We start from the raw sequence: 19088 nt of genomic DNA, 5'->3' as shown, positions 1-19088 counted from the left end.
TTTTGGCCGCATTATTAATATTCGCGACAAAACATAGGATGTTACTAGGGGATCTTCTCCTGTATTACCAATTGTGTAAAAAGAACAAAAGGCAGAAGCGCCCCGTTTAGCCCCGACAAGCATAAGACGAGGGGCTGGCGCTGAAGCTAAATTACACTATCCTTTTCAAAGTTATTAACATATTTTAATTTTATAATTTTCTATACAATAAAAAAGCAGCAAACATAATTGTCTACTGCTGACTCAAAACGATATTCCCCGTTGTCTCATCATAGAAGGTTAATTGAACAGTCTCTGTGAGTACATCTGCATAGCTATAAGAAACTCTTTCAAACGCATTCTCTTCTTGATCCAATTGAACAACGAATACAGAAGGATACGTCTCAGAAAGTACACCACAACGCTCAATAGTCTTACGTCGGCCACCATTGGCTTTAAGCATTAATCTTTTCCCAAGATTTGAATCAAGGGCTCTTTTAATGTCGGCTAATGTTTTTGGCATTTCGCTTCCACCTCACTGTAATTAGTGTAGCACATTTTTTAAATTCAGTCAAATAAATTTATTATTTTATCAATACTACTTAACATATGTCAATGGTTTTTATTCTACAAATTCCTAATTTTTTCAACAAAATTAGCATACCCTTGAATATAAGCCTTTATGTATCAGTATATATTACCAATAAATGCAAAATAATCTGAAAATCTTGTCGAAAAAAATGTGAGTTAAGATTGCTTAAAAGGAGGGAATGTTGGCTTATCACATATGTGAACAAATATTCCCTAGTAAAACAAAGTGCCCAAACCCCGAATATCAATATACAGAAACATCAATGTTAATATCTATATATTAATTAAAAGTGGTCTGGACACATTTTTGATCATTCCCATTACTTAATCATCCACAACTGGCTTAAAAGGCATTCCTGTTCTTAAAACTCCTCTGGTTTCAATACCTCCCAGCCCTTTATCTCCTGTTAATGTATTTCTTAGAACATCCCAAACATTAACAGGCTCTGTAAAGGCAGTAAAACTAATTTTTGCAACAATATAAACCGGGTCGAGTGCATGAATATTCACTCTTTGAGGAGAACTGGCGAAATTTGCCCCAGCATGTATAAGGGATTCAAAATGCGATTGGCATGCCCCGGCAAAAATAACCAATTGATCAAGATGAGGAACTTTTCTCCGTGCCTCATTAACCGTTTTTACAAAGTAGCGTGAGTGTCGATAAGCACCGATGTCTGATTTCTTCCCTTTTGACTTAGAATAAGCATCATGACCCGTAATAACTAGAATATGCGGTCGGTACTGCTCAATTAAAGCAGGTATTCTTTCAGGCATTTCTTTCTCCTTACAATGAACACCATTTACAGGGACACCGATTCTTTCATACAAGTCTAGACATTTTTGTAAATAGGTGGGGTCCCCATCAAGATGAAGAACTCTTCCGGGAATTTGGAAATAATTAAGGTCTTCTCGATAAGCATTGGTCTTGTGATACTCCTGCTTTTCCTTTAACAGGTGTATATCTTGACGAAATAATTGAAGGGACTGCTCCTCTAACGATCGAAACTCCTGATTTCTTCTTATTCTTTCCTTCTTATCAATTGGAGTAAGATCATCTATCGGTGAGTCTGCCATCAATCTATAGTCTTCTCCAAATAAAATAGCCGTCTTTTGGCCATTTACTTCCTTTATATCGATCACACGGAATAAAACATCACAACCATAAGACAATCGACCTACAGTGGCATTGATTTCTATACCCAAGTTTGTCAACTCCATTAGGACTAAGGCATCCTCTAAGTAAGTAATCCTCTTCATACACTATGCACCCACCCAACAAGAGGTTCATAGAAAAGCGGAGGCGCCTTGAACAGCTCCGACAAGCATAAGGCAAGGCACCAAGGAAGGGTGCCTTTTCCCTTCATTGGTGCCTTGACTTATGTCTCGAGGAGCTAGGCGCCGGAGCTGGACACGAGAAAAGCGGAGGCGCTTTGTTTTAAGGATGAAAGGCTAAGTTCGCCACGTCCTGTGGCAACGCCTTTCTGACCCACGTCCTGTGGGCCTCCGACAAGCATAAGGCAAAGCAACAAGGAAGGGTGCCTTTTCCCTTCATTGGTGCCTCGTCTTATGTCTCGAGGGCCTAAACGCCTAAGCTGGACACGAGAAAAGCGCAAGCACTGATCCCCAGCTAAGGCATAGGATTTAACGAGAATAGAAAGCAAGAGCATATTCCTTTCTTTCCGTTCTCACCCTATAACCTTGGGGAACTAACCTACTTGCGCTAGTTTTCTATTGAGTCTAAAAAGTATATTAAGGGAAAATCATTTGAATAACGGTAATAGAACGTCACTTAATTTTCCAAACTCCTTAACCGATAATGTCTCTCCTCTTCTAGTTGGATCAATATCTACAGATTCTAAGGCTTGAATGATTGAATCCTTCTTCTTTTTTCCATCTGGGAGCTGGCTTGTCAGGTTATTCAATAATGTTTTTCTTCTCTGGGCAAAAGAAGACCTTGTTACAGTAAAGAAAAACTCTTCGTCTTTTACTTTTACGAGCGGCTCTTCTCTTTTTGTTAACTTAATAACGGAAGAGTCAACATTAGGCTGAGGCATAAAGACCGTTTTTGGTACTGTCATAACCGTTTCCGCTTCTGTAAAGTATTGAATGGCGATCGATAGAGAACCATACTCCTTTGTCCCTGGAGAAGCAGCGATACGGTCTCCTACCTCTTTCTGAAGCATGACACATATCCCATTAATCGGAAGCTGATCTCCTAATAGTTTCAAGATAATCGGCGTAGTCACATAGTATGGAAGATTTGCTACAACCATAATATCCTTGTAATCGGATAATTCCTGTTTGATGAGTTCACGAACATCTGCTTTTAAAATGTCTTGATGAACCACCTTAACATTATCATATGGGGAAAGGGTGTCCTTTAATATCGGGAGTAACCGTTGATCAATTTCAAAAGCTAGTACCTTGCCCGAAGTTCTTGCTAAGTGCTCGGTTAATGCTCCGATTCCTGGACCGACCTCAATTACCGCATTTTCTTTTGACAAACCTGCATATTCTGTAATTCGTTTAAGTATATTAGGATCAATCAAGAAATTTTGGCCTAAACTTTTTTTAAAGGAAAAACCATATTTCTTAAGGATTTCCTTCGTTCTTATCGGTGTCGCTATATCTTTAAACATTTTCTTCCTCCTGTAATATTAGCTTCAAAGCCTTTGAAAATTGGTCACGGCTAATTTCAAACATCATTAATCTCCTGTGTAATTGTTTACCGTTTGTATAACCAATTCTAAGAGCATCTCCCAATCGTTCTCTACGTTCTTTCGCTTTAGGATGACCAATTAAGCCTGCTGTGACCAAATCATCTTTAGTGATTTCTTCTTTTTGTTGTTCTTCAATGACATGTGCATGTTTTAAAGCATCCCTAATGACGTCAGGGGAAGCATGTTCTACTCCAATTCCTCTTCCACTCTTCGGAAGAGCATCTGTTTTCTTTATAAAAGCATGTCGACACCCTGGCACCTTTTCACTTATGATTTTTCTAATTCGTTCCCCTGGATAATCTGGGTCAGTAAAGACTATAACACCTCTTTTTTCTTGAGCGTGCAAAATTTTAAGAATGGTTTCCTCTGAAACAGCTGATCCATTCGTTTCAATAGTATCTGCATCTACAGCCCTTTTAATTGCTGTGGTATCATCTCTTCCTTCTACGACAATAATTTCTTTTATTTTCATATTTCCTCCGAAGTTTTTGAAACTTTTAAGCGACTTAAAACGTCTAATTTAATGAGACATATTTAATGTTTAATTATAACGAGTAAAATGATAAAGCAAAAGTATGGAAGAAAAGTTATTCTTTAAACCATAAAAAAAAGCAGGGACATCTCCCCCTGCTCTAGCTATCAATTAAGGATTTTAACTTTTACACTTTTTCTTCCCCATGAATAGGCGTCTGTTTTCGATGAAAAGAATACATCTATCTTGTTACCCCTAATAGCTCCTCCTGTGTCTGCTGCAACAGCATACCCGTATCCTTCGACGTATACTTTGGATCCTAGAGGAATAACAGATGGATCAACAGCAATAACTTTCACTCCTGGGTTCGCTTTAAGGTTAATACCTGTTGTCGTAACACCTGAGCACCCATTACAACTAGCAGTATAAGCTGTCGAGCTAACATAAAACTCTCTTTCATCGCTCGAACTTTCTTGGGAAGACCCGCGTGAGACTTGAGCAACTATTGTTTTTGTCCCTACGTTGACAATTTTATCAGTGCTATCTTTTATGACTCTTTCACTAAGTAGTTTACGAGAAACTTCTTTCCCGTTTTCTTTAATAATCTCATATTTCATTTCCTTTAGACCCTTTTCACCTTCTTGAACGACTTTTTCGTTCCCTTTTGTAAGGTCTGAGTCTTTCTTGGTCACAACTTTAAATGCCATTGGTTCTTCCACTACATCGGTGACTTTTTCAACCCGAACAACATTTACGACATCGTTCACGTTAATCACTTTGTCGAGTGCAGGTTCTACGCGGTCTTGTTTATCGAGAGTAATACCTTGTTGTTTTAAAAAGTCAGCGACCGTAGTCGAAGTCGACCACGCTTTACTTTCCTTTCCTCCTTCAACGATCTTTACCGGAAAGGCTGGCTCAACATGAATCTTTGTCTCACCATTAACTTGTTCATTAAGCCCTGGCTTTATTTTGTCATGTTCCCCAACTTCAATTTTATTTTCTCTAAGTAATTCTTTGACAGTGGAAGCTGTAGTCCATACTGTTTTCTTTTTGTCCCCTACCGTCAATTCAACCTGTTTTGCTGGTTCCCAAACGACTTTCATGTTATTTGTAACCTCTGTACCTGCCGAGGGATACAAATAGTCTTGTGAGTGTGTGGAAATCTCTAAGTCTTGTAATATATCTTGAATGGTGTTTGCATGCGTTCTGATTTCTTTTTCTTTGCCATCCAATGTCAATGCAACTGTCTTTTTAGATCCCTCATAGAAGAGAAACCCTACCGCTGCCATAAAGACAACGATACTTGCTGTAACGATGGCCCACTTACTATTACTCATAGACTTGGAAAACAGGTTTTTCATGCTTTTTGTATCCATGAAAAACGCCTCCTTTTCTCGGAGTGATTATATAGAGTATTGTAAAGACTGTCAACCCAATCCTCTATCTTTCTAAAAATCTAGCAACTTTGGGAACATAATCCTCATTATGCATAAAAGTATTTCAAAAAGAAAGGGAGACTTCTCGACATGGTTATCCTATGAATCAAATAAGTCATGTAGAACTTTTTAGATTTAGACACTTTTTGGACAAGCTCTCACAAGAATCGACATCGAATCCTATCAATTTATGGCGAATAATTTTTTTGCATTTTCCGTTGTTTTTCGAGCAACTTCAGCAAAAGAAAGCTCCTTAATTTCTGCAATTTGCTCCGCTACTAATTTTACATAGGATGGCTCATTTCTTTTCCCTCTATATGGATGAGGTGCTAAATATGGGCAATCCGTTTCGATTAATAATTTTTCTATAGGGATCTCAGCAGCTACTTCTTTCGGCTTCTTTGCATTTTTAAATGTAACTGGACCCCCAAGGGATATGTAGAAATTCATTTCAACACATTCTTTTGCCACTTCAGGACTTCCACTAAAACAATGCATGATTCCGCCAACTTCACGTGCTTCTTCCTCTTTTAAAATATCGACTATGTCCTGTGTTGCTTCTCGATTATGAATGACAATAGGGAGCTTTACTCGTTTAGCTAATTGAATCTGTTTGCGAAAAACCTCTTTTTGAATATCCTTTGGAGACTTGTCCCAATGATAGTCTAGCCCCATTTCACCAATCGCGACTACTTTAGGGTGTTTCGCTAACTCCTCAATCCACGCCAGGTCTTCATCCTTCATATCAATCGCATCAACAGGATGCCAGCCAATACTTGCATAAATAAAATCGTACTTATCTGTTAGTTCCATTGCTTTCTCAATGGTTGGTCGGTCAAAACCGACAACGACCATGTATTGAACCCCTTCTGAAACAGCTCTTTCAATTACTTCTTCCATGTCGTCATTAAATTGATCTGCATTAAGGTGCACATGTGTGTCAAATAACATTGAGAAAAAACTCCTTTAAATGTGTTTAGTTTAATATAAATCAATATAACTTTCATCACAGTTAGATGACATTTACATTACAAATGATAGTCACTTATTTGTCGATACTATCTTAATATTGATTAATTTTCCGCAAATATCCAAATTTATTTATACTTCTTGTCGAAATTATCGATTGCTCCTGCTTAAGAGTTGCTGCGTATATATTATTGTAGAAAAATTTATTATACTCTTAGCCTAAAGTTATAAATCGGTATTGTTATTCTAAAATAAAAAACATAGAAGTTCCCGTCGAAAATATGTTCCACGTGAAACACTTCTATGTTTTTATTCGTTTTATGTTATTTTACTTTTGACCCATTAGGGAGAGATTCATCTACACCTGCTAATGACAATACCCCATTTTGTTCACCAGCTAAAATCATTCCTTCAGATAATTCTCCCCGTAATTTTACAGGTTTTAAATTCGTCACACAGATAACTTTTTGTCCAACTAATTGTTCTGGTTGATAATACTTAGCAATACCTGAAACAACTTGGCGCTTTTCATAGCCTAAATCTAGTTGGATTTTAAGAAGTTTATCTGCTTTTTTTACTGGTTCAGCATGGATCACTTCTGCAACTCTTAGATCTACTTTCATAAATTCATCGATCGTAATTTCATCGACTTCCTCTTTTTCAGGTACTGTTTCTTCCGGTGGTGCTTCAGTAGAAGAGGAACCTTTCATTTTTTCCTTAATGTAATCAACTTCCTCTTGTAAATCCAACCTTGGAAAAATAGGTTCTCCTTTTTTTACAACAGTTGTACCTTCTGGAATCATCCCAAAACTTTCAATACTTTCCCAGGTGCGATCATGTTCTTTCACCAAGTTTAATTGTTGAAAGATTTTTGCTGGGGTTTGGGTTAAGAAAGGCTGAAGCATCACTGCAACACGTCTTAATGACTCAGCTAAATGAGCCATTACACTTCCAAGCTCATCTCTTTTTTCTTCTTCTTTTGCCAGAACCCAAGGTTGAGTTTCATCTATATATTTATTTGTTCGACTAATAAGCTGCCATATATTTGATAGAGCAACAGAAAACTCCATATTTTCCATAGCGCTTTCATAATTAGCTGTAGTATTATGATTAAACTCAAGAAGTTGTTGATCAAAATTATTATTTGAACCTTTATAAGTAGGGATGACACCATCAAAGTATTTATTAATCATGGCAATCGTTCGGTTTAAGAGATTTCCTAAGTCATTTGCTAAATCAAAGTTTATTCTTTCGACAAAGCCTTCAGGTGTAAATACACCATCTGATCCAAATGGAACTTCCCTTAACAAATAATAACGTAGTGAATCTAAACCATATCGATCTATAAGAGTAACAGGATCTACTACATTTCCTTTTGATTTAGACATTTTTCCATCTTTCATTAATAACCAACCATGAGCAAATACTTTTTTAGGAAGTGGTAGCTCAAGTGCCATTAGCATGATTGGCCAATAAATCGTATGAAAACGAACAATTTCTTTCCCTACAAGATGAACGTCTGCTGGCCAATATTTAAGGTATTTCGTATCATTCTCACTTCCATATCCAAGTGCTGTTATATAGTTTGATAACGCATCAATCCAAACATAAATGACATGTTTTGGATCCCCAGGTACCTTCACACCCCAATCAAACGTTGTCCGGGATACGGCGAGGTCTTCTAAGCCAGGCTTAATAAAGTTATTGATCATTTCATTTTTACGAGACTCTGGTTGAATAAACTCTGGGTTTTCTTCGTAATACTTTAGAAGACGATCTACATAGTTACTCATTTTGAAAAAGTAAGATTCCTCTTTTACTTTCTCTACAGGTCTACCGCAATCAGGACATTTTCCATCTTCAAGCTGGCGTTCGGTGAAAAAGGATTCACAAGGGGTACAATACCAACCTTCATATTGATCTAGATAGATGTCTCCTTGGTCAACCAATCTTTTAAAGATTTTTTCAACAATTTCTTTATGGCGTGGTTGAGTCGTTCGAATAAAATCATCATAAGAAATGTCCAATTTTTCCCATAGATTTTCTATTCCTTCAACAATATTATCAACGTACGCCTGTGGTGTGACACCTTCCTCTTCGGCTTTCCTTTGAATCTTTTGACCATGTTCATCTGTACCAGTAAGGTACATCACATCAAATCCACGCATTCTTTTATAGCGAGCCATTGCATCTCCAGCAACAGTTGTATAGGCATGTCCAATATGTAAATTGCCACTTGGATAATAAATCGGTGTTGTTATATAGAAAGTATTCAATTTTTCCTTCATTTTAATCCTCCTTTATTTTATCCCTATATCTCAAGAAAAGCTCAAGCACCTTGATCAGACCCGACAAGCATAAGACGAGTCATGAAGGAAAGGTGCATTTCCCATCCTTCATGACTTAGCTTGTGACTCGAGGGGCTAGGCACTGGAGCTGGACACTAATAACCTTTTTTTCCTTCTAAAAAAGACTGATAGAAGACCAGTCTGTTCTTCATAAGAAAACCTATTAAATCAAGGCTTTCTTCTATGATTTTATACTTTTTATCTTAACCTCTTATATCATCAAAATATACCTAAAAAAAACGCATTCTGCAACCATAAGGATAGATTGTCGAATGAGTTATCGTTTTTCTATGTAATTTGTCGTTTATTGTCGAATATTATCTAATAAATTCGACAGTACTAAACATCAATATTTTTATTACGATAATATGTAATTGGAAATTCGAAATTCAATAAGTAGAAGAAACCGCTATATGTTAAGCATTTGACAACCATTTTTTTAAAGAAATTGACAAATAAAATTATTGACGTATATGGGAATCGCTGGTATGATAAAAGCACAATCAAGAAATTTGTCGAATAATGACGAAATAATAATATATTAAAAGATTTGGGAGGAGATTAAAAAATGAAATCTACAGGTATTGTACGTAAAGTTGACGAATTAGGAAGAGTCGTTATCCCAATTGAATTACGACGCACATTAGGAATTGCTGAGAAAGACGCTCTTGAGATTTATGTTGATGATGAAAGAATTATCTTAAAAAAATATAAGCCAAGTATGACTTGCCAAATTACTGGTGAAGTATCTGATGATAACATTAAGCTTGCAGATGGCAAATTAGTTCTTAGCCGTGAAGGAGCAGAAAAATTAATTCAAGAGATTCAAAGTTCATTTGATACGGTAAAATAAGGAAAGCGGAAGCACCTTGAACAGAGGCCATGCCTTGGCTTATGTCTTGAAGGCCTAGGCGTTTTAGCTGGACACTGTTAACCCGTAAAACACTTCTAATTATTTATCTTTTAATAAAAGGTTCACCCGTAGTTTTTGGTGAACCCCTAAAGTCAGGAACCACACTATAGTATTAATATTTTGAACTAATCTTATGGGGGTTATTTAAATATTAATGTGTGGTTTCTGACATTTTTTATTTTAGCTGCCTATTATGATGGGAATTTTTATTATTCTACAATATGATAGGCTTGATAGACTTCACGCTTTGGAAGTTTCCTATCTTTTGCCACCATTTTGATTGCCTCTTTAGATGAAGTCCCTTTTTCACTCATAAAATGCTCAACATGCTTCTGTATAGAAAGATCCTCCCACCAATGGCTATCCTCTAAGACCTGATTTGAAGTTCCCTCTATAATAATACAAAATTCTCCTCTGATTTCGTTCTCCTCCGACCATTGAAGAACCTCTTCAATAGTGCCTCTAATAAACTCTTCAAATTTCTTCGTTAATTCTCGGCTAAGAACGATTCTACGATTTCCAAATACAGATTTCATCTCTTTCAAAGTGTCTTTCAATCGATGGGGAGATTCATAAAGAATAATCGTTGCCATCATCTTTGCTAATTGTTCTAGCTCTTCGCGTTTATTTTTCTTTTGACGCTGAAGAAACCCATAAAAATAAAAAGGCTGTGGACTGATTCCTGATGCAATCAAAGCCGTTAATGCAGCATTTGCACCTGGTAATGGAATAACCGTAATATTTTTTTCGATGGCAAACTGTACAAGCTCATATCCAGGGTCAGAAATACACGGCATTCCTGCATCACTTACAAGAGCTACTTTCTCACCTTGGGTGATTCGTTCAATAAGTTTCGCTCCACTTACTTCTTTATTATGCTCATGATAACTTACAATCGGAGTATCAATCTCAAAATAATGACATAATTTTTTAGAATTCCGCGTATCTTCAGCTGCAATGACATCCGCATTTTTTAAGATATTTATGGCCCGATACGTCATATCTTCTAAATTCCCGATTGGGGTCGGGACAAGATATAAGCAACCTTGTTCTTCATTCTGAAAACTCTTCTGTTGGTGCACATTCTTCACCTTCTCTCATTTCTGCTAAAAACTGTTCTTTCTTTATTCTAGATAATTGTTTAAAAGCATATTCAGCTTGCATGGCTTCTCTTTTCGATGAATAACCTCTAGAATGGACGAGTTCTACTGGTTTTCGTGCTCTTGTATACTTTGCGCCTTTTCCTTCGTTATGTTCCTTTATTCGTCTATCAATATTTGTAGTGTAGCCTCCGTAGTAAGAGCCGTCCTTACACTCTAATACGTAAAAGATGTGAGTTTCCTTACTCTTTGCCATAAAGTATTTCATGCACTTCCTTAGAGTATTGATTTTTTTGATCAAAAACATAGAGGGGAGGTAACACTTTCATATCAGGTTTGGCATCTTTTGCCCCTTCAATTAAAATCGTATTCGCTTCTCGTCCTTCCTTTGGATAAACAAACCGAAGTCTTTTAGGTTCTAAGCGGTATTTTCTCATTAGAAAGAGAATGTCTAAAAGCCTTCCAGGTCTATGAACAAAAGCTGCTTTCCCACCTTGTTTCAATAATAGACTTGCTGATTGGATGGCATCCTCTAACGTACATAGAATTTCATGGCGGGCAATCGCTAAATGCTCGTTGTCGTTAATCTTGTCACGATCATCTGTTGTAAAGTAAGGGGGATTACACGTAACGACATCATAACGACTATGCCCAACCTCTTTATAAAGCCCTCTGATATCACCATGAATGAGCTCTATCTGAGGTTGAAGCCCATTATAGTTTATACTTCTTTGAGCCATATCTACTAATCGTTCTTGAATTTCAACAGCCTGTATCTTTACATTTGTCCTTTTACTAAGAAGAAGCGGGATAATTCCATTTCCAGAACATAGGTCTATGATCTTTCCCTTATGCTTTGGAATATAAGAAAAGTTTGCTAATAATACAGCATCTAATGAAAAAGAAAAAACAGTAGGACTTTGAATAATCCTTAAATTTTCAGCTAATAAATAATCTAGTCTTTCATCACCTTTTAACAAATCCATATTAACCCTCTCAGTTTCACAATCGTTTCATTTATTTTACACTTATAGTAGAAGCGGGGAAAAGCCTTGGAAAATGAAAGGCATGTTCACCTCACTTATCGCAGCATCACTAGTTCACTGCTTGTAAGCTATAATGAGTATCTTTTCATTCATCTAATGTTATATACTTATTATTTTTTTCTTTAAAAAAACCTCCCTGACCACAGCAGGAAGGCGTGTAAAATTATTTTTTATTTAAAAATGATAAACAAAACAAGCAATCTTCATCTTTACGCGGGCTTCCAAAATGGAGATTACAAATATGGAACCCTTCTTGATAAAGGCGAGCAAGGTTGTCGTAGCCTTCTCCAATATCCATTGTCCTGTCGTCAGAATTTGATTGACTTGAAGATGCTTCGTCCTCAAATGTAGCGCCTTTTTTTGATGAGTTCCTTGTTTGCTCCAGTCTACGACGCAAATGATCATTTTCCAGCTTTAGAGAATTATTTTCTTCTAACATTTCGGCTAATCCCTGTTTTAATTCGCCTAATTGTTGATATAAATGTCCAATTTGTTGCTCCATATTTGTGACTGAATCGAAGAACTCTTTTTTATCCACTAAAAACCCACCTCATTACTCTGTGGCTTGAAATGAAACGGCACCTTCATTTAAGATTTCATCCAATGTAAATTCTAATACTCGCTCTTCTTGTTTAAACTCTACTTGAAGAACTCGCTCTAGAATATTTAAGCCTACCACTTTTCCTTCTCCATTAGGAGTTTTTATAACTTCCCCTAAATCAGGAAGCTCTTCTTTCGCTGATTCATACTCGTCATTTTCATATTTTAAACAGCACATTAAACGACCACATAAACCAGAAATTTTCGTTGGATTTAGGGATAGATTTTGATCCTTCGCCATCTTGATGGAAACCGGTTCAAAATCTCCTAAAAATGTTGAACAGCATAGCATACGTCCGCATGGTCCGATACCACCTAGCATTTTCGCCTCATCTCTAACACCGATTTGACGAAGTTCAATGCGTGTGCGGAAAATGGAAGCCAAATCTTTTACAAGCTCACGGAAATCCACCCTGCCGTCAGCAGTAAAATAAAAAATGACCTTATTACGATCAAAAGTATATTCAACGTCTACCAGTTTCATATCTAACTGATGTTCATTGATTTTCTCACAGCAAACTTCATAAGCTTCTGTTGCTGCTTCTTTATTTTCATCGACAATCAAACGGTCTTTTTGGTCAGCATTTCTAATGACCTTTTTTAAGGGGAGAACAACATCGTTCTCATCTACTTGTTTTCTATCAACGACTATTTTACCGTATTCTATCCCTCTTACCGTTTCAACTATAACAAAATCGTTTTTTGTTACTTCTAGTTCTCCTGGATCAAAATAATAGATCTTTCCCGCTTTTTTAAAGCGTACTCCTACTACATTATACAAAAGGAAATCACCCCTGCAACTTTAACACAAGCTGTTCTAACAACAACTGCGCATTCATATTTGCGTTTAACTTGCGCTTCGATTCAAGCACATTTGTCATTTGCTCTGACAAACGATTGGTGGATGCTTGAAGTGCATCTGACTTCCATTCTGACCATTGATCAGGGTATGCTGCCTGACCTTTTTTATCTAATTGAATATAGAGTAGGTCTTTATAAATAAGCAATAATAAATCTAACGCTCGATCTATTTGATGCTTTTCTTTAAAGTGAACGTAAAAGTCCTCTTGTAGTTTAACCATAGCTTGGAAAGGACTTTTCCGAAGGACTTCATATAATTTTAACACTATTGATCTTGCTTGTGCAAACCACTCATCGCAACTTAACTCTAATGCCTCCCGGTAATTATTGGTTAAATTAACGACTAGGGATGCCATTGAAGAAGGAACATCTTCATCCAAAAGCTGTTTCTTGAGAACATCTTTTGGAAGAGGTTGAAAGGATACGATTTGACACCTTGATATAATCGTTGGAAGAATTCGGTGTAGTTGCTCTGTAATAAGAATGGCTGTTGTTTCAGAGTTGGGTTCTTCTAAAAACTTCAGTAAACTATTGGCTGCATTCGGAGTCATTTTATCACTATGAATAATGATATAAATCTTCTTCTTAGATTCTACTCCTGTTTTGCTAAACTCTTCTTGCAAATTTTTTATTTGTTCTTTTTTTATAGATAGGCCATCCGGTTCCAGTAAATGTACATCAGGATGGTTTTGTTTTAAAATCCGTTTACAGTTCGTACATTCTTGGCACGCCATTCCATCTAAAGGTTTCTCACAAAATAAAGTTTGAGCAAAAAGAAGCCCCATCTCTTTCTTCCCTGTTCCTTTTTCACCTTCAAATAAATAGGCATGTGCTACTCTATTTTTATTTATACTGTTGGCAAGCATTTGTAAAACAATAGGTTGAGTTCGCCTCAACTCCTCCAATGCAGTCGACAATGACCATCACTCGCTTACGTATATAAGTTTATTAATAATCCTTTTATTTCGCCTAGCCTGCTTAGGATATCAATCGAAGCACTCTCTTTTTGAAAAAGGTCCTCTGATAATTGAATGAGTATTTCATCTACTGTTTCAATAATCGTTAATTTGCGACCTTCTCCATATTGATTCCAAGTATGGGATTCTTTCAAATCCATTCCATAGTCTACAGCTTCTCTTAAAAATCGTTTAACCAAAGTTTTATATTTTGCTAAATCCTTAAATGTCCGCGAGCGGGAAAGCCTTTCTCCTGCTACTTCAATATCTGATAGTAGTCTCCCGAGATGCTCTACTTTCATTTTCTGATTTTGCTTTTGAACGAGGGCACCAAATTTATTCGCTACAAGATGGTTCGTCTTCTGGTCTTTCCTAAATTTTTCTACTCCAACTCGTATTTCTTGATTTATCTTCATAAGAAGACCCCCATCTTGTTAAAACTAAAATTGAAGAAATTGATCAACAGGAAGTACAAACACTGTTGCTCCCCCTACTTCTACTTCAACCGGGTATGGGACATAAGAATCAGCATTTCCACCCATTGGAGACACTGGGGCGACCATTTGATCCCGCGATTGACAATTCTCTTTAATCACCTGTAATGCTTTTTCAACTCGAATATCATCTGTTCCAATCAGGAATGTTGTATTTCCAGAACGCAAAAATCCTCCGGTACTTGCTAGCTTAGTGGATCTAAAGTTGTGCTCCATCAATGCATGTGATAAACGATTACTATCTTGATCCTGGACAACAGCTAATATTAATTTCATAAAATATGAATCCTCCTATTAAGTGCCCACTCATTTCCTTTCATTATAGCAGATTTAGCTGGTTTATATAATCTTTCATAAGGTAGGAAAGCTGTTTAAAATAGCAGAAGCCCCTAAAACAGTCTAACAAAAGTTAGGTAAGTCAAAAATGAGGCTTTCTCTACACCAAAGAGTCAGGAATCATACCCTATGTATAGAAGAAACCCTCAAGCCGTCTTCTATATTTGGTAATCCATGTGGTTCTAAATCCCTTAAGGGACATCCCCATTACATGCGTGATAGATATTCTTTTACGATTCGGTAAGAGATTTGAAACACTTCTTCCTCAGAACCACTAGCATCAATTTTCCTCATTCTATTAGAAAATTGATCCAGTAATAAGAGATATCCTTCTCTCACCTTATGATGAAATTCTAATGCTTCCAAATCTAACCGGTTCACTTCCCTATCGTTATGTTTATTAATCCTACCAAGTCCCACTTCAGGCTCGATATCAAAATATAAAGTAAGATCTGGCATCATCGATTCAATCGCAAATTGATTAATACTATATACTTCTTCCATTCCAATCCCTCTTGCATATCCTTGATAAGCGAGGGAGCTATCAATAAACCGATCACATAGAATGATCTTCCCTTCATTAATAGCAGGAATAACCTTTTCCACAAGATGTTGTCTCCTAGCTGCTGCATATAATAAAGCCTCTGTTCTTCTTTCCATCTTTGTGTTCGATGTATGAAGAATGACTTGTCGAATTTGTTCTGCAATTTCAATTCCCCCAGGCTCTCTTGTTAAAACCACTGGGTAACCCTCTTCTTCTAACTTAATAGACAATTTATGGATAATCGTTGATTTCCCTGCTCCATCAGGACCCTCAACTGTTATAAATAAACCTTTATTCATTTACTATATCCTCCGATCAATTTAGTACTGCTATTTTCTTTTCATGAAATAAATGCTCACCTTGAAACTTAGCACCTAGTTTTAGCAGCAGCTTCAAATATTCTATAGAATCCCTTGTAATCTCTTCCCCTTCAATAAATAATGGAATTCCTGGGGGATATGGTGTGATCATTTTGGCTGAAACCTGTCCAATTGCCTTATCTAGGTCTATCCACTTATAGTCTCTAGCTTTAACCTCTCGATAGGTAAGAGAAAGAGTAGAAATTTTTTTACCTTTGTCTTTATAAAAAGGGCGAATATACTTTAATTCTTTTGATGTGACCTTCTCAAGTGCAGCATTTATTTTTTGAGAAGCTTCTATATAACTATGCTCTGCCCCATTTTTTAATAGTGGCAATATCATAAGCACTTGGTACGGATCTGCTAACTCACAATAGACTCCCTGCTCTTCCAATTTCTCTAGTAACTCATAGCCAACCATTTCTTCATATCTCAACAGAATTTTTAAAGGGTCATGGGATTCTACCAGCTTTATACGACCATTCATATCAACGAGTGTCTGCTTGAATTTCTCCGTTTCATTCAAAGTGTAGGTTAGATCATCGCTCTGATAGGTTGCAAGATACGCTCTTGCAAAGTCCAACGATGCCATAATTAGATAAGAAGGGCTACTCGACTGTAATATAGATAAAAAATACTCAATACGCTTATAAGAAATGGACTTGTTATTAACATGTAAATACGACCCCATTGTCATAGATGGTAACATTTTGTGGGCAGATTGCACGGTGATATCAGCACCTAGATCAATGGAGGATTTAGGAAATACCTCTGTAAAGGTAAAGTGCGGACCATGTGCTTCATCTACTAAAACAAGTCCACCATGATTATGTACCTCTTCAATCAGAAGCTTAAGCTCATAAGTCATGCCATAATAGGTTGGATAGGTAAAAATACAAGATTTACAGTTAGGAAATTCGCGAAATGCTTGTTGTAGAGTTTGTAATGAAATCCCAATTGGGGTTAAGCTAATTGGATCCCATTCAGGCTCCAAGAAAATGGGCTGAACCTTAGCAAGCATCAAGCCATTCAGAATGGATTTATGACAATTGCGCTGCACAAAAACGACATCATCCTCTTCACAAATTGCTAGAATCATCGCTAAATTCCCCACTGTGCTGCCATTCACGAGGAAGTAACTCTTTTCAGAATTATAATGATCCGAAAGGAGTTCTTGCGCCTCTGCAATTGCTTCAGTTGGTGAGTGAAGATCATCAAGCCCTGTTAATTCTGTAACATCATATTGGAAGAGCTTATCGAAACCCATTGGAGAAATTAACCCATTCTTATGTCCTGGAACATGAAAAGAAAGCGGCTTCTTCTTTTTATAATTTTCTAAAGCCTCTATAATAGGCATACGTTTTTGATTCATAGCTTTATCCTTCTTTAATCACCTTTTATTATACTTTTATATGGTATCATAATCCGAACCTTTTCACATAAGGAAAGTGGAAGAGCCTTTTGAAAAGGCTGGAAGGCTTAGTTCGCCACGTCCTGTGGCAAACGCCTTTCTGACTCACATCCTGTAGGTCTCTGACAAGCATAAAACAAGCCACATAGAAAGGGTGGGTTTTCCCTATCTATGTGGCTTGGCTTATGTCTCGAAGACCTAGGAGCTGGAACTAGACACTAGAAATGCAGAAACACCTTATTAGGCTTAGTTCAATTAAGGAACGCATGGAAAGATATTTTCCCTATTCTCATGGACTAATGCCTGATTCACTAAGAAACTTTGCCGAAAATCACTTTCATTTCAACTAAGAAGGCTCGATCCAAAATAATAGGGTAGGGCTATCCCGAAACCAAGGTGCCATGAACCACACTTTAGTATATAAAAGAATCCTTAGGAATATCTTCTATATATGGACAAACATGGTGGTTCAAGACCCTTTTGGGGCTACCCTAACCTTATCTAGTCAACCTTTATGAATAAATTTGCGGAGTATTTATTTTCTTTAATCGATTAACATAATATTTATATTCCGGACTATTGGTTTCCGTACGAATCATTTCCCTTTCGCAGTCAACGCAGATAAAAGAAGTGTACAGATGAATCCCAAAATTCTTAGTTTCATTGCAGACAATACATAAATCCCCAACTTTTTTATCTGTCTTAAGCATAGGTATTCTCCACCTCCATACACCCTATTCTGCCCACTCAACAAAATTGTATACATAATTTCAAACATTTCAATTAACCGAAAAATCTCATTCCCTTAATCATATGTAGGCTAAATGTTGTCTGTGTATGTCTATGTAAATTTTGTTTAATCTCAATTAGAAAGGTGCTAAGAATGGAGAATATGAACCTAATTGAATCAAATATTATCATCATAACCACTAAATTAAATAGGATGATGATTCATACTCAAATTTACACCTAATAAGCCAACTGCCTAACAACGTATTGCTTACGGTCGAAAACCAATAAAATGGATTAACATCAAAAGCTTCCTACCCATCTCTTTCATATAATGAGGGATGATACTGAAATTCATCAAGATTGATATAGTTTCGACCTATAAACTTGATCCCTTCACTTTCTAAAGATAATTTTTGAACTAAAAATAACTCCTCATCTTTAATTCCAATTTGCCCCTTTGAATTTATTACCCTATGCCAAGGAAGCTTGTATTTTTGACTCATTGAATGAAGGATACGGACTACTTGCCTTGCTCCTCTAGGACTGCCCGCTAACTTTGCAATTTGTCCATAAGTCATTACTTTACCAGATGGAATATGTGCTATTATTTCAAGTACCCTTTTAGTAAAACTAGTCAAATAATCCCCCCTACTTTCAATTCATTAATATTAATTAATATTACATGAAGTATTCATATTTACAACAATTGCTTACTTCTTATTTGTACTAGGAATTACAGACGTTTCTACCTATTATAAGAGTAAAATATAGGATAGTTGCTGAGATATTCTTATTTTTTCACTCTTACAGAGGGCTCCCACAAACCACCATTGGAATGTTTCGGCATTCAGTGAACTTCAGACCTTTGTTATTGATTATCACTATGTTTTTGAACTGATATAAAGTTTAAGTTTAATATTCGGCCTCCTCTTCTTGAATCCGTAAAGCAGATAAAGAATAGGGCTTTTCGATAAAAATTGGTTCATTTTCACGAAATATTTTTATATTTTATCTAGTCTTCCCTTCTTCAAATTATTTGGTTGCCCCTATGGTCATCACTCGGTCACATCTCTACTAATTTTCCGATTTCATTTAACAACACAAAAAAAGAGTAACCTTCTCGGGCTACTCTTTTCCAATTAGCCTGGCGATGTCCTACTCTCACAGGGGCCCCCCAACTACCATTGGCGCTGGCTGCGGCTTCCGATGAGCTTCGGATCT

General features: G+C 36.7%; 20 protein-coding genes. 1 reads left to right on the top strand and 19 read right to left on the bottom strand.

Annotated features, from left to right (window positions below):
• Nucleotides 1–232 precede the first annotated feature (232 nt).
• The 7 genes from veg to metG form a co-directional block, all read right to left on the bottom strand.
• A complete protein-coding gene (veg, locus tag JOC86_RS23225; RefSeq protein WP_205175721.1) occupies nt 233–502 on the bottom strand; it encodes a biofilm formation stimulator Veg in 270 nt (89 codons plus the stop codon).
• Between the two features lie 392 nt (nt 503–894).
• The gene (yabG, locus tag JOC86_RS23220; protein ID WP_205175880.1) at nt 895–1788 is read right to left on the bottom strand and encodes a sporulation peptidase YabG; all 894 of its coding nucleotides are present in this window, start codon (nt 1786–1788) and stop codon (nt 895–897) included.
• A 542-nt stretch (nt 1789–2330) separates the two neighbouring features.
• Nucleotides 2331–3209, bottom strand: a complete 879-nt coding sequence (gene rsmA / locus JOC86_RS23215) for a 16S rRNA (adenine(1518)-N(6)/adenine(1519)-N(6))-dimethyltransferase RsmA (protein WP_205175719.1) — start codon at nt 3207–3209, stop codon at nt 2331–2333.
• Complete coding sequence (rnmV, locus tag JOC86_RS23210; RefSeq protein WP_205175717.1) at nt 3202–3762, bottom strand: ribonuclease M5; 561 nt, start codon at nt 3760–3762, stop codon at nt 3202–3204. The genes rsmA and rnmV overlap by 8 nt, the downstream gene beginning before the upstream one ends.
• A 167-nt stretch (nt 3763–3929) precedes the next feature.
• Nucleotides 3930–5138 (bottom strand): G5 and 3D domain-containing protein, encoded by a 1209-nt coding sequence (locus tag JOC86_RS23205; protein ID WP_239587808.1) that lies wholly within the window; start codon nt 5136–5138, stop codon nt 3930–3932.
• A gap of 243 nt (nt 5139–5381) precedes the next feature.
• A complete protein-coding gene (locus JOC86_RS23200) occupies nt 5382–6149 on the bottom strand; it encodes a TatD family hydrolase (RefSeq protein ID WP_205175707.1) in 768 nt (255 codons plus the stop codon).
• Between the two features lie 341 nt (nt 6150–6490).
• Nucleotides 6491–8455 (bottom strand): methionine--tRNA ligase, encoded by a 1965-nt coding sequence (metG, locus tag JOC86_RS23195; protein ID WP_205175706.1) that lies wholly within the window; start codon nt 8453–8455, stop codon nt 6491–6493.
• Between the two features lie 628 nt (nt 8456–9083).
• Here metG and JOC86_RS23190 point away from each other — a divergent pair.
• Nucleotides 9084–9368 carry an AbrB/MazE/SpoVT family DNA-binding domain-containing protein gene (locus JOC86_RS23190; protein WP_205175703.1) on the top strand — a complete coding sequence of 95 codons (285 nt, stop codon included), beginning with the start codon at nt 9084–9086 and terminating at the stop codon, nt 9366–9368.
• Between the two features lie 269 nt (nt 9369–9637).
• On the opposite strand, the gene rsmI is transcribed toward JOC86_RS23190, so the two are convergent.
• From rsmI to JOC86_RS23130, 12 genes are all read right to left on the bottom strand, one after another.
• The gene (rsmI, locus tag JOC86_RS23185) at nt 9638–10510 is read right to left on the bottom strand and encodes a 16S rRNA (cytidine(1402)-2'-O)-methyltransferase (RefSeq protein WP_205175701.1); all 873 of its coding nucleotides are present in this window, start codon (nt 10508–10510) and stop codon (nt 9638–9640) included.
• Nucleotides 10482–10784, bottom strand: coding sequence for a GIY-YIG nuclease family protein (locus tag JOC86_RS23180; RefSeq protein WP_239587807.1), 303 nt, complete (start codon nt 10782–10784; stop codon nt 10482–10484). Before JOC86_RS23180 ends, rsmI begins: the two co-directional genes overlap by 29 nt.
• On the bottom strand, nt 10771–11514 hold the full coding sequence (locus JOC86_RS23175) for a tRNA1(Val) (adenine(37)-N6)-methyltransferase (protein WP_205175697.1): 744 nt from the start codon (nt 11512–11514) through the stop codon (nt 10771–10773). Before JOC86_RS23175 ends, JOC86_RS23180 begins: the two co-directional genes overlap by 14 nt.
• Before the next feature lie 223 nt (nt 11515–11737).
• On the bottom strand, nt 11738–12112 hold the full coding sequence (gene yabA, locus JOC86_RS23170; RefSeq protein ID WP_205175695.1) for a DNA replication initiation control protein YabA: 375 nt from the start codon (nt 12110–12112) through the stop codon (nt 11738–11740).
• A gap of 15 nt (nt 12113–12127) precedes the next feature.
• Nucleotides 12128–12955, bottom strand: a complete 828-nt coding sequence (locus JOC86_RS23165; RefSeq protein ID WP_205175693.1) for a PSP1 domain-containing protein — start codon at nt 12953–12955, stop codon at nt 12128–12130.
• A gap of 7 nt (nt 12956–12962) precedes the next feature.
• Nucleotides 12963–13952, bottom strand: a complete 990-nt coding sequence (holB, locus tag JOC86_RS23160; RefSeq protein ID WP_205175691.1) for a DNA polymerase III subunit delta' — start codon at nt 13950–13952, stop codon at nt 12963–12965.
• Between the two features lie 14 nt (nt 13953–13966).
• Nucleotides 13967–14407: a YaaR family protein gene (locus JOC86_RS23155; RefSeq protein ID WP_205175689.1), complete on the bottom strand. Its 441-nt coding sequence runs from the start codon at nt 14405–14407 to the stop codon at nt 13967–13969.
• A 24-nt stretch (nt 14408–14431) separates the two neighbouring features.
• Entirely contained in the window at nt 14432–14761 is a 330-nt protein-coding gene (locus tag JOC86_RS23150) for a cyclic-di-AMP receptor (protein WP_205175687.1), read from the bottom strand.
• Nucleotides 14762–15028: 267 nt separating this feature from the next.
• Complete coding sequence (gene tmk, locus JOC86_RS23145) at nt 15029–15664, bottom strand: dTMP kinase (protein WP_205175685.1); 636 nt, start codon at nt 15662–15664, stop codon at nt 15029–15031.
• Nucleotides 15665–15680: 16 nt separating this feature from the next.
• A complete protein-coding gene (locus JOC86_RS23140; protein ID WP_205175684.1) occupies nt 15681–17096 on the bottom strand; it encodes an aminotransferase class I/II-fold pyridoxal phosphate-dependent enzyme in 1416 nt (471 codons plus the stop codon).
• 551 nt (nt 17097–17647) lie between these two features.
• Nucleotides 17648–17845, bottom strand: coding sequence for a sigma factor G inhibitor Gin (locus JOC86_RS23135; RefSeq protein WP_205175681.1), 198 nt, complete (start codon nt 17843–17845; stop codon nt 17648–17650).
• A 333-nt stretch (nt 17846–18178) separates the two neighbouring features.
• Entirely contained in the window at nt 18179–18505 is a 327-nt protein-coding gene (locus JOC86_RS23130) for an MGMT family protein (RefSeq protein WP_205175679.1), read from the bottom strand.
• Nucleotides 18506–19088 lie beyond the last annotated feature (583 nt).

The organism is Rossellomorea pakistanensis, from assembly GCF_016908495.1.
Taxonomy (GTDB): Bacteria; Bacillota; Bacilli; order Bacillales; family Bacillaceae_B; genus Rossellomorea; species Rossellomorea pakistanensis.
This window is presented reverse-complemented; position numbering and strand designations above follow the sequence as displayed.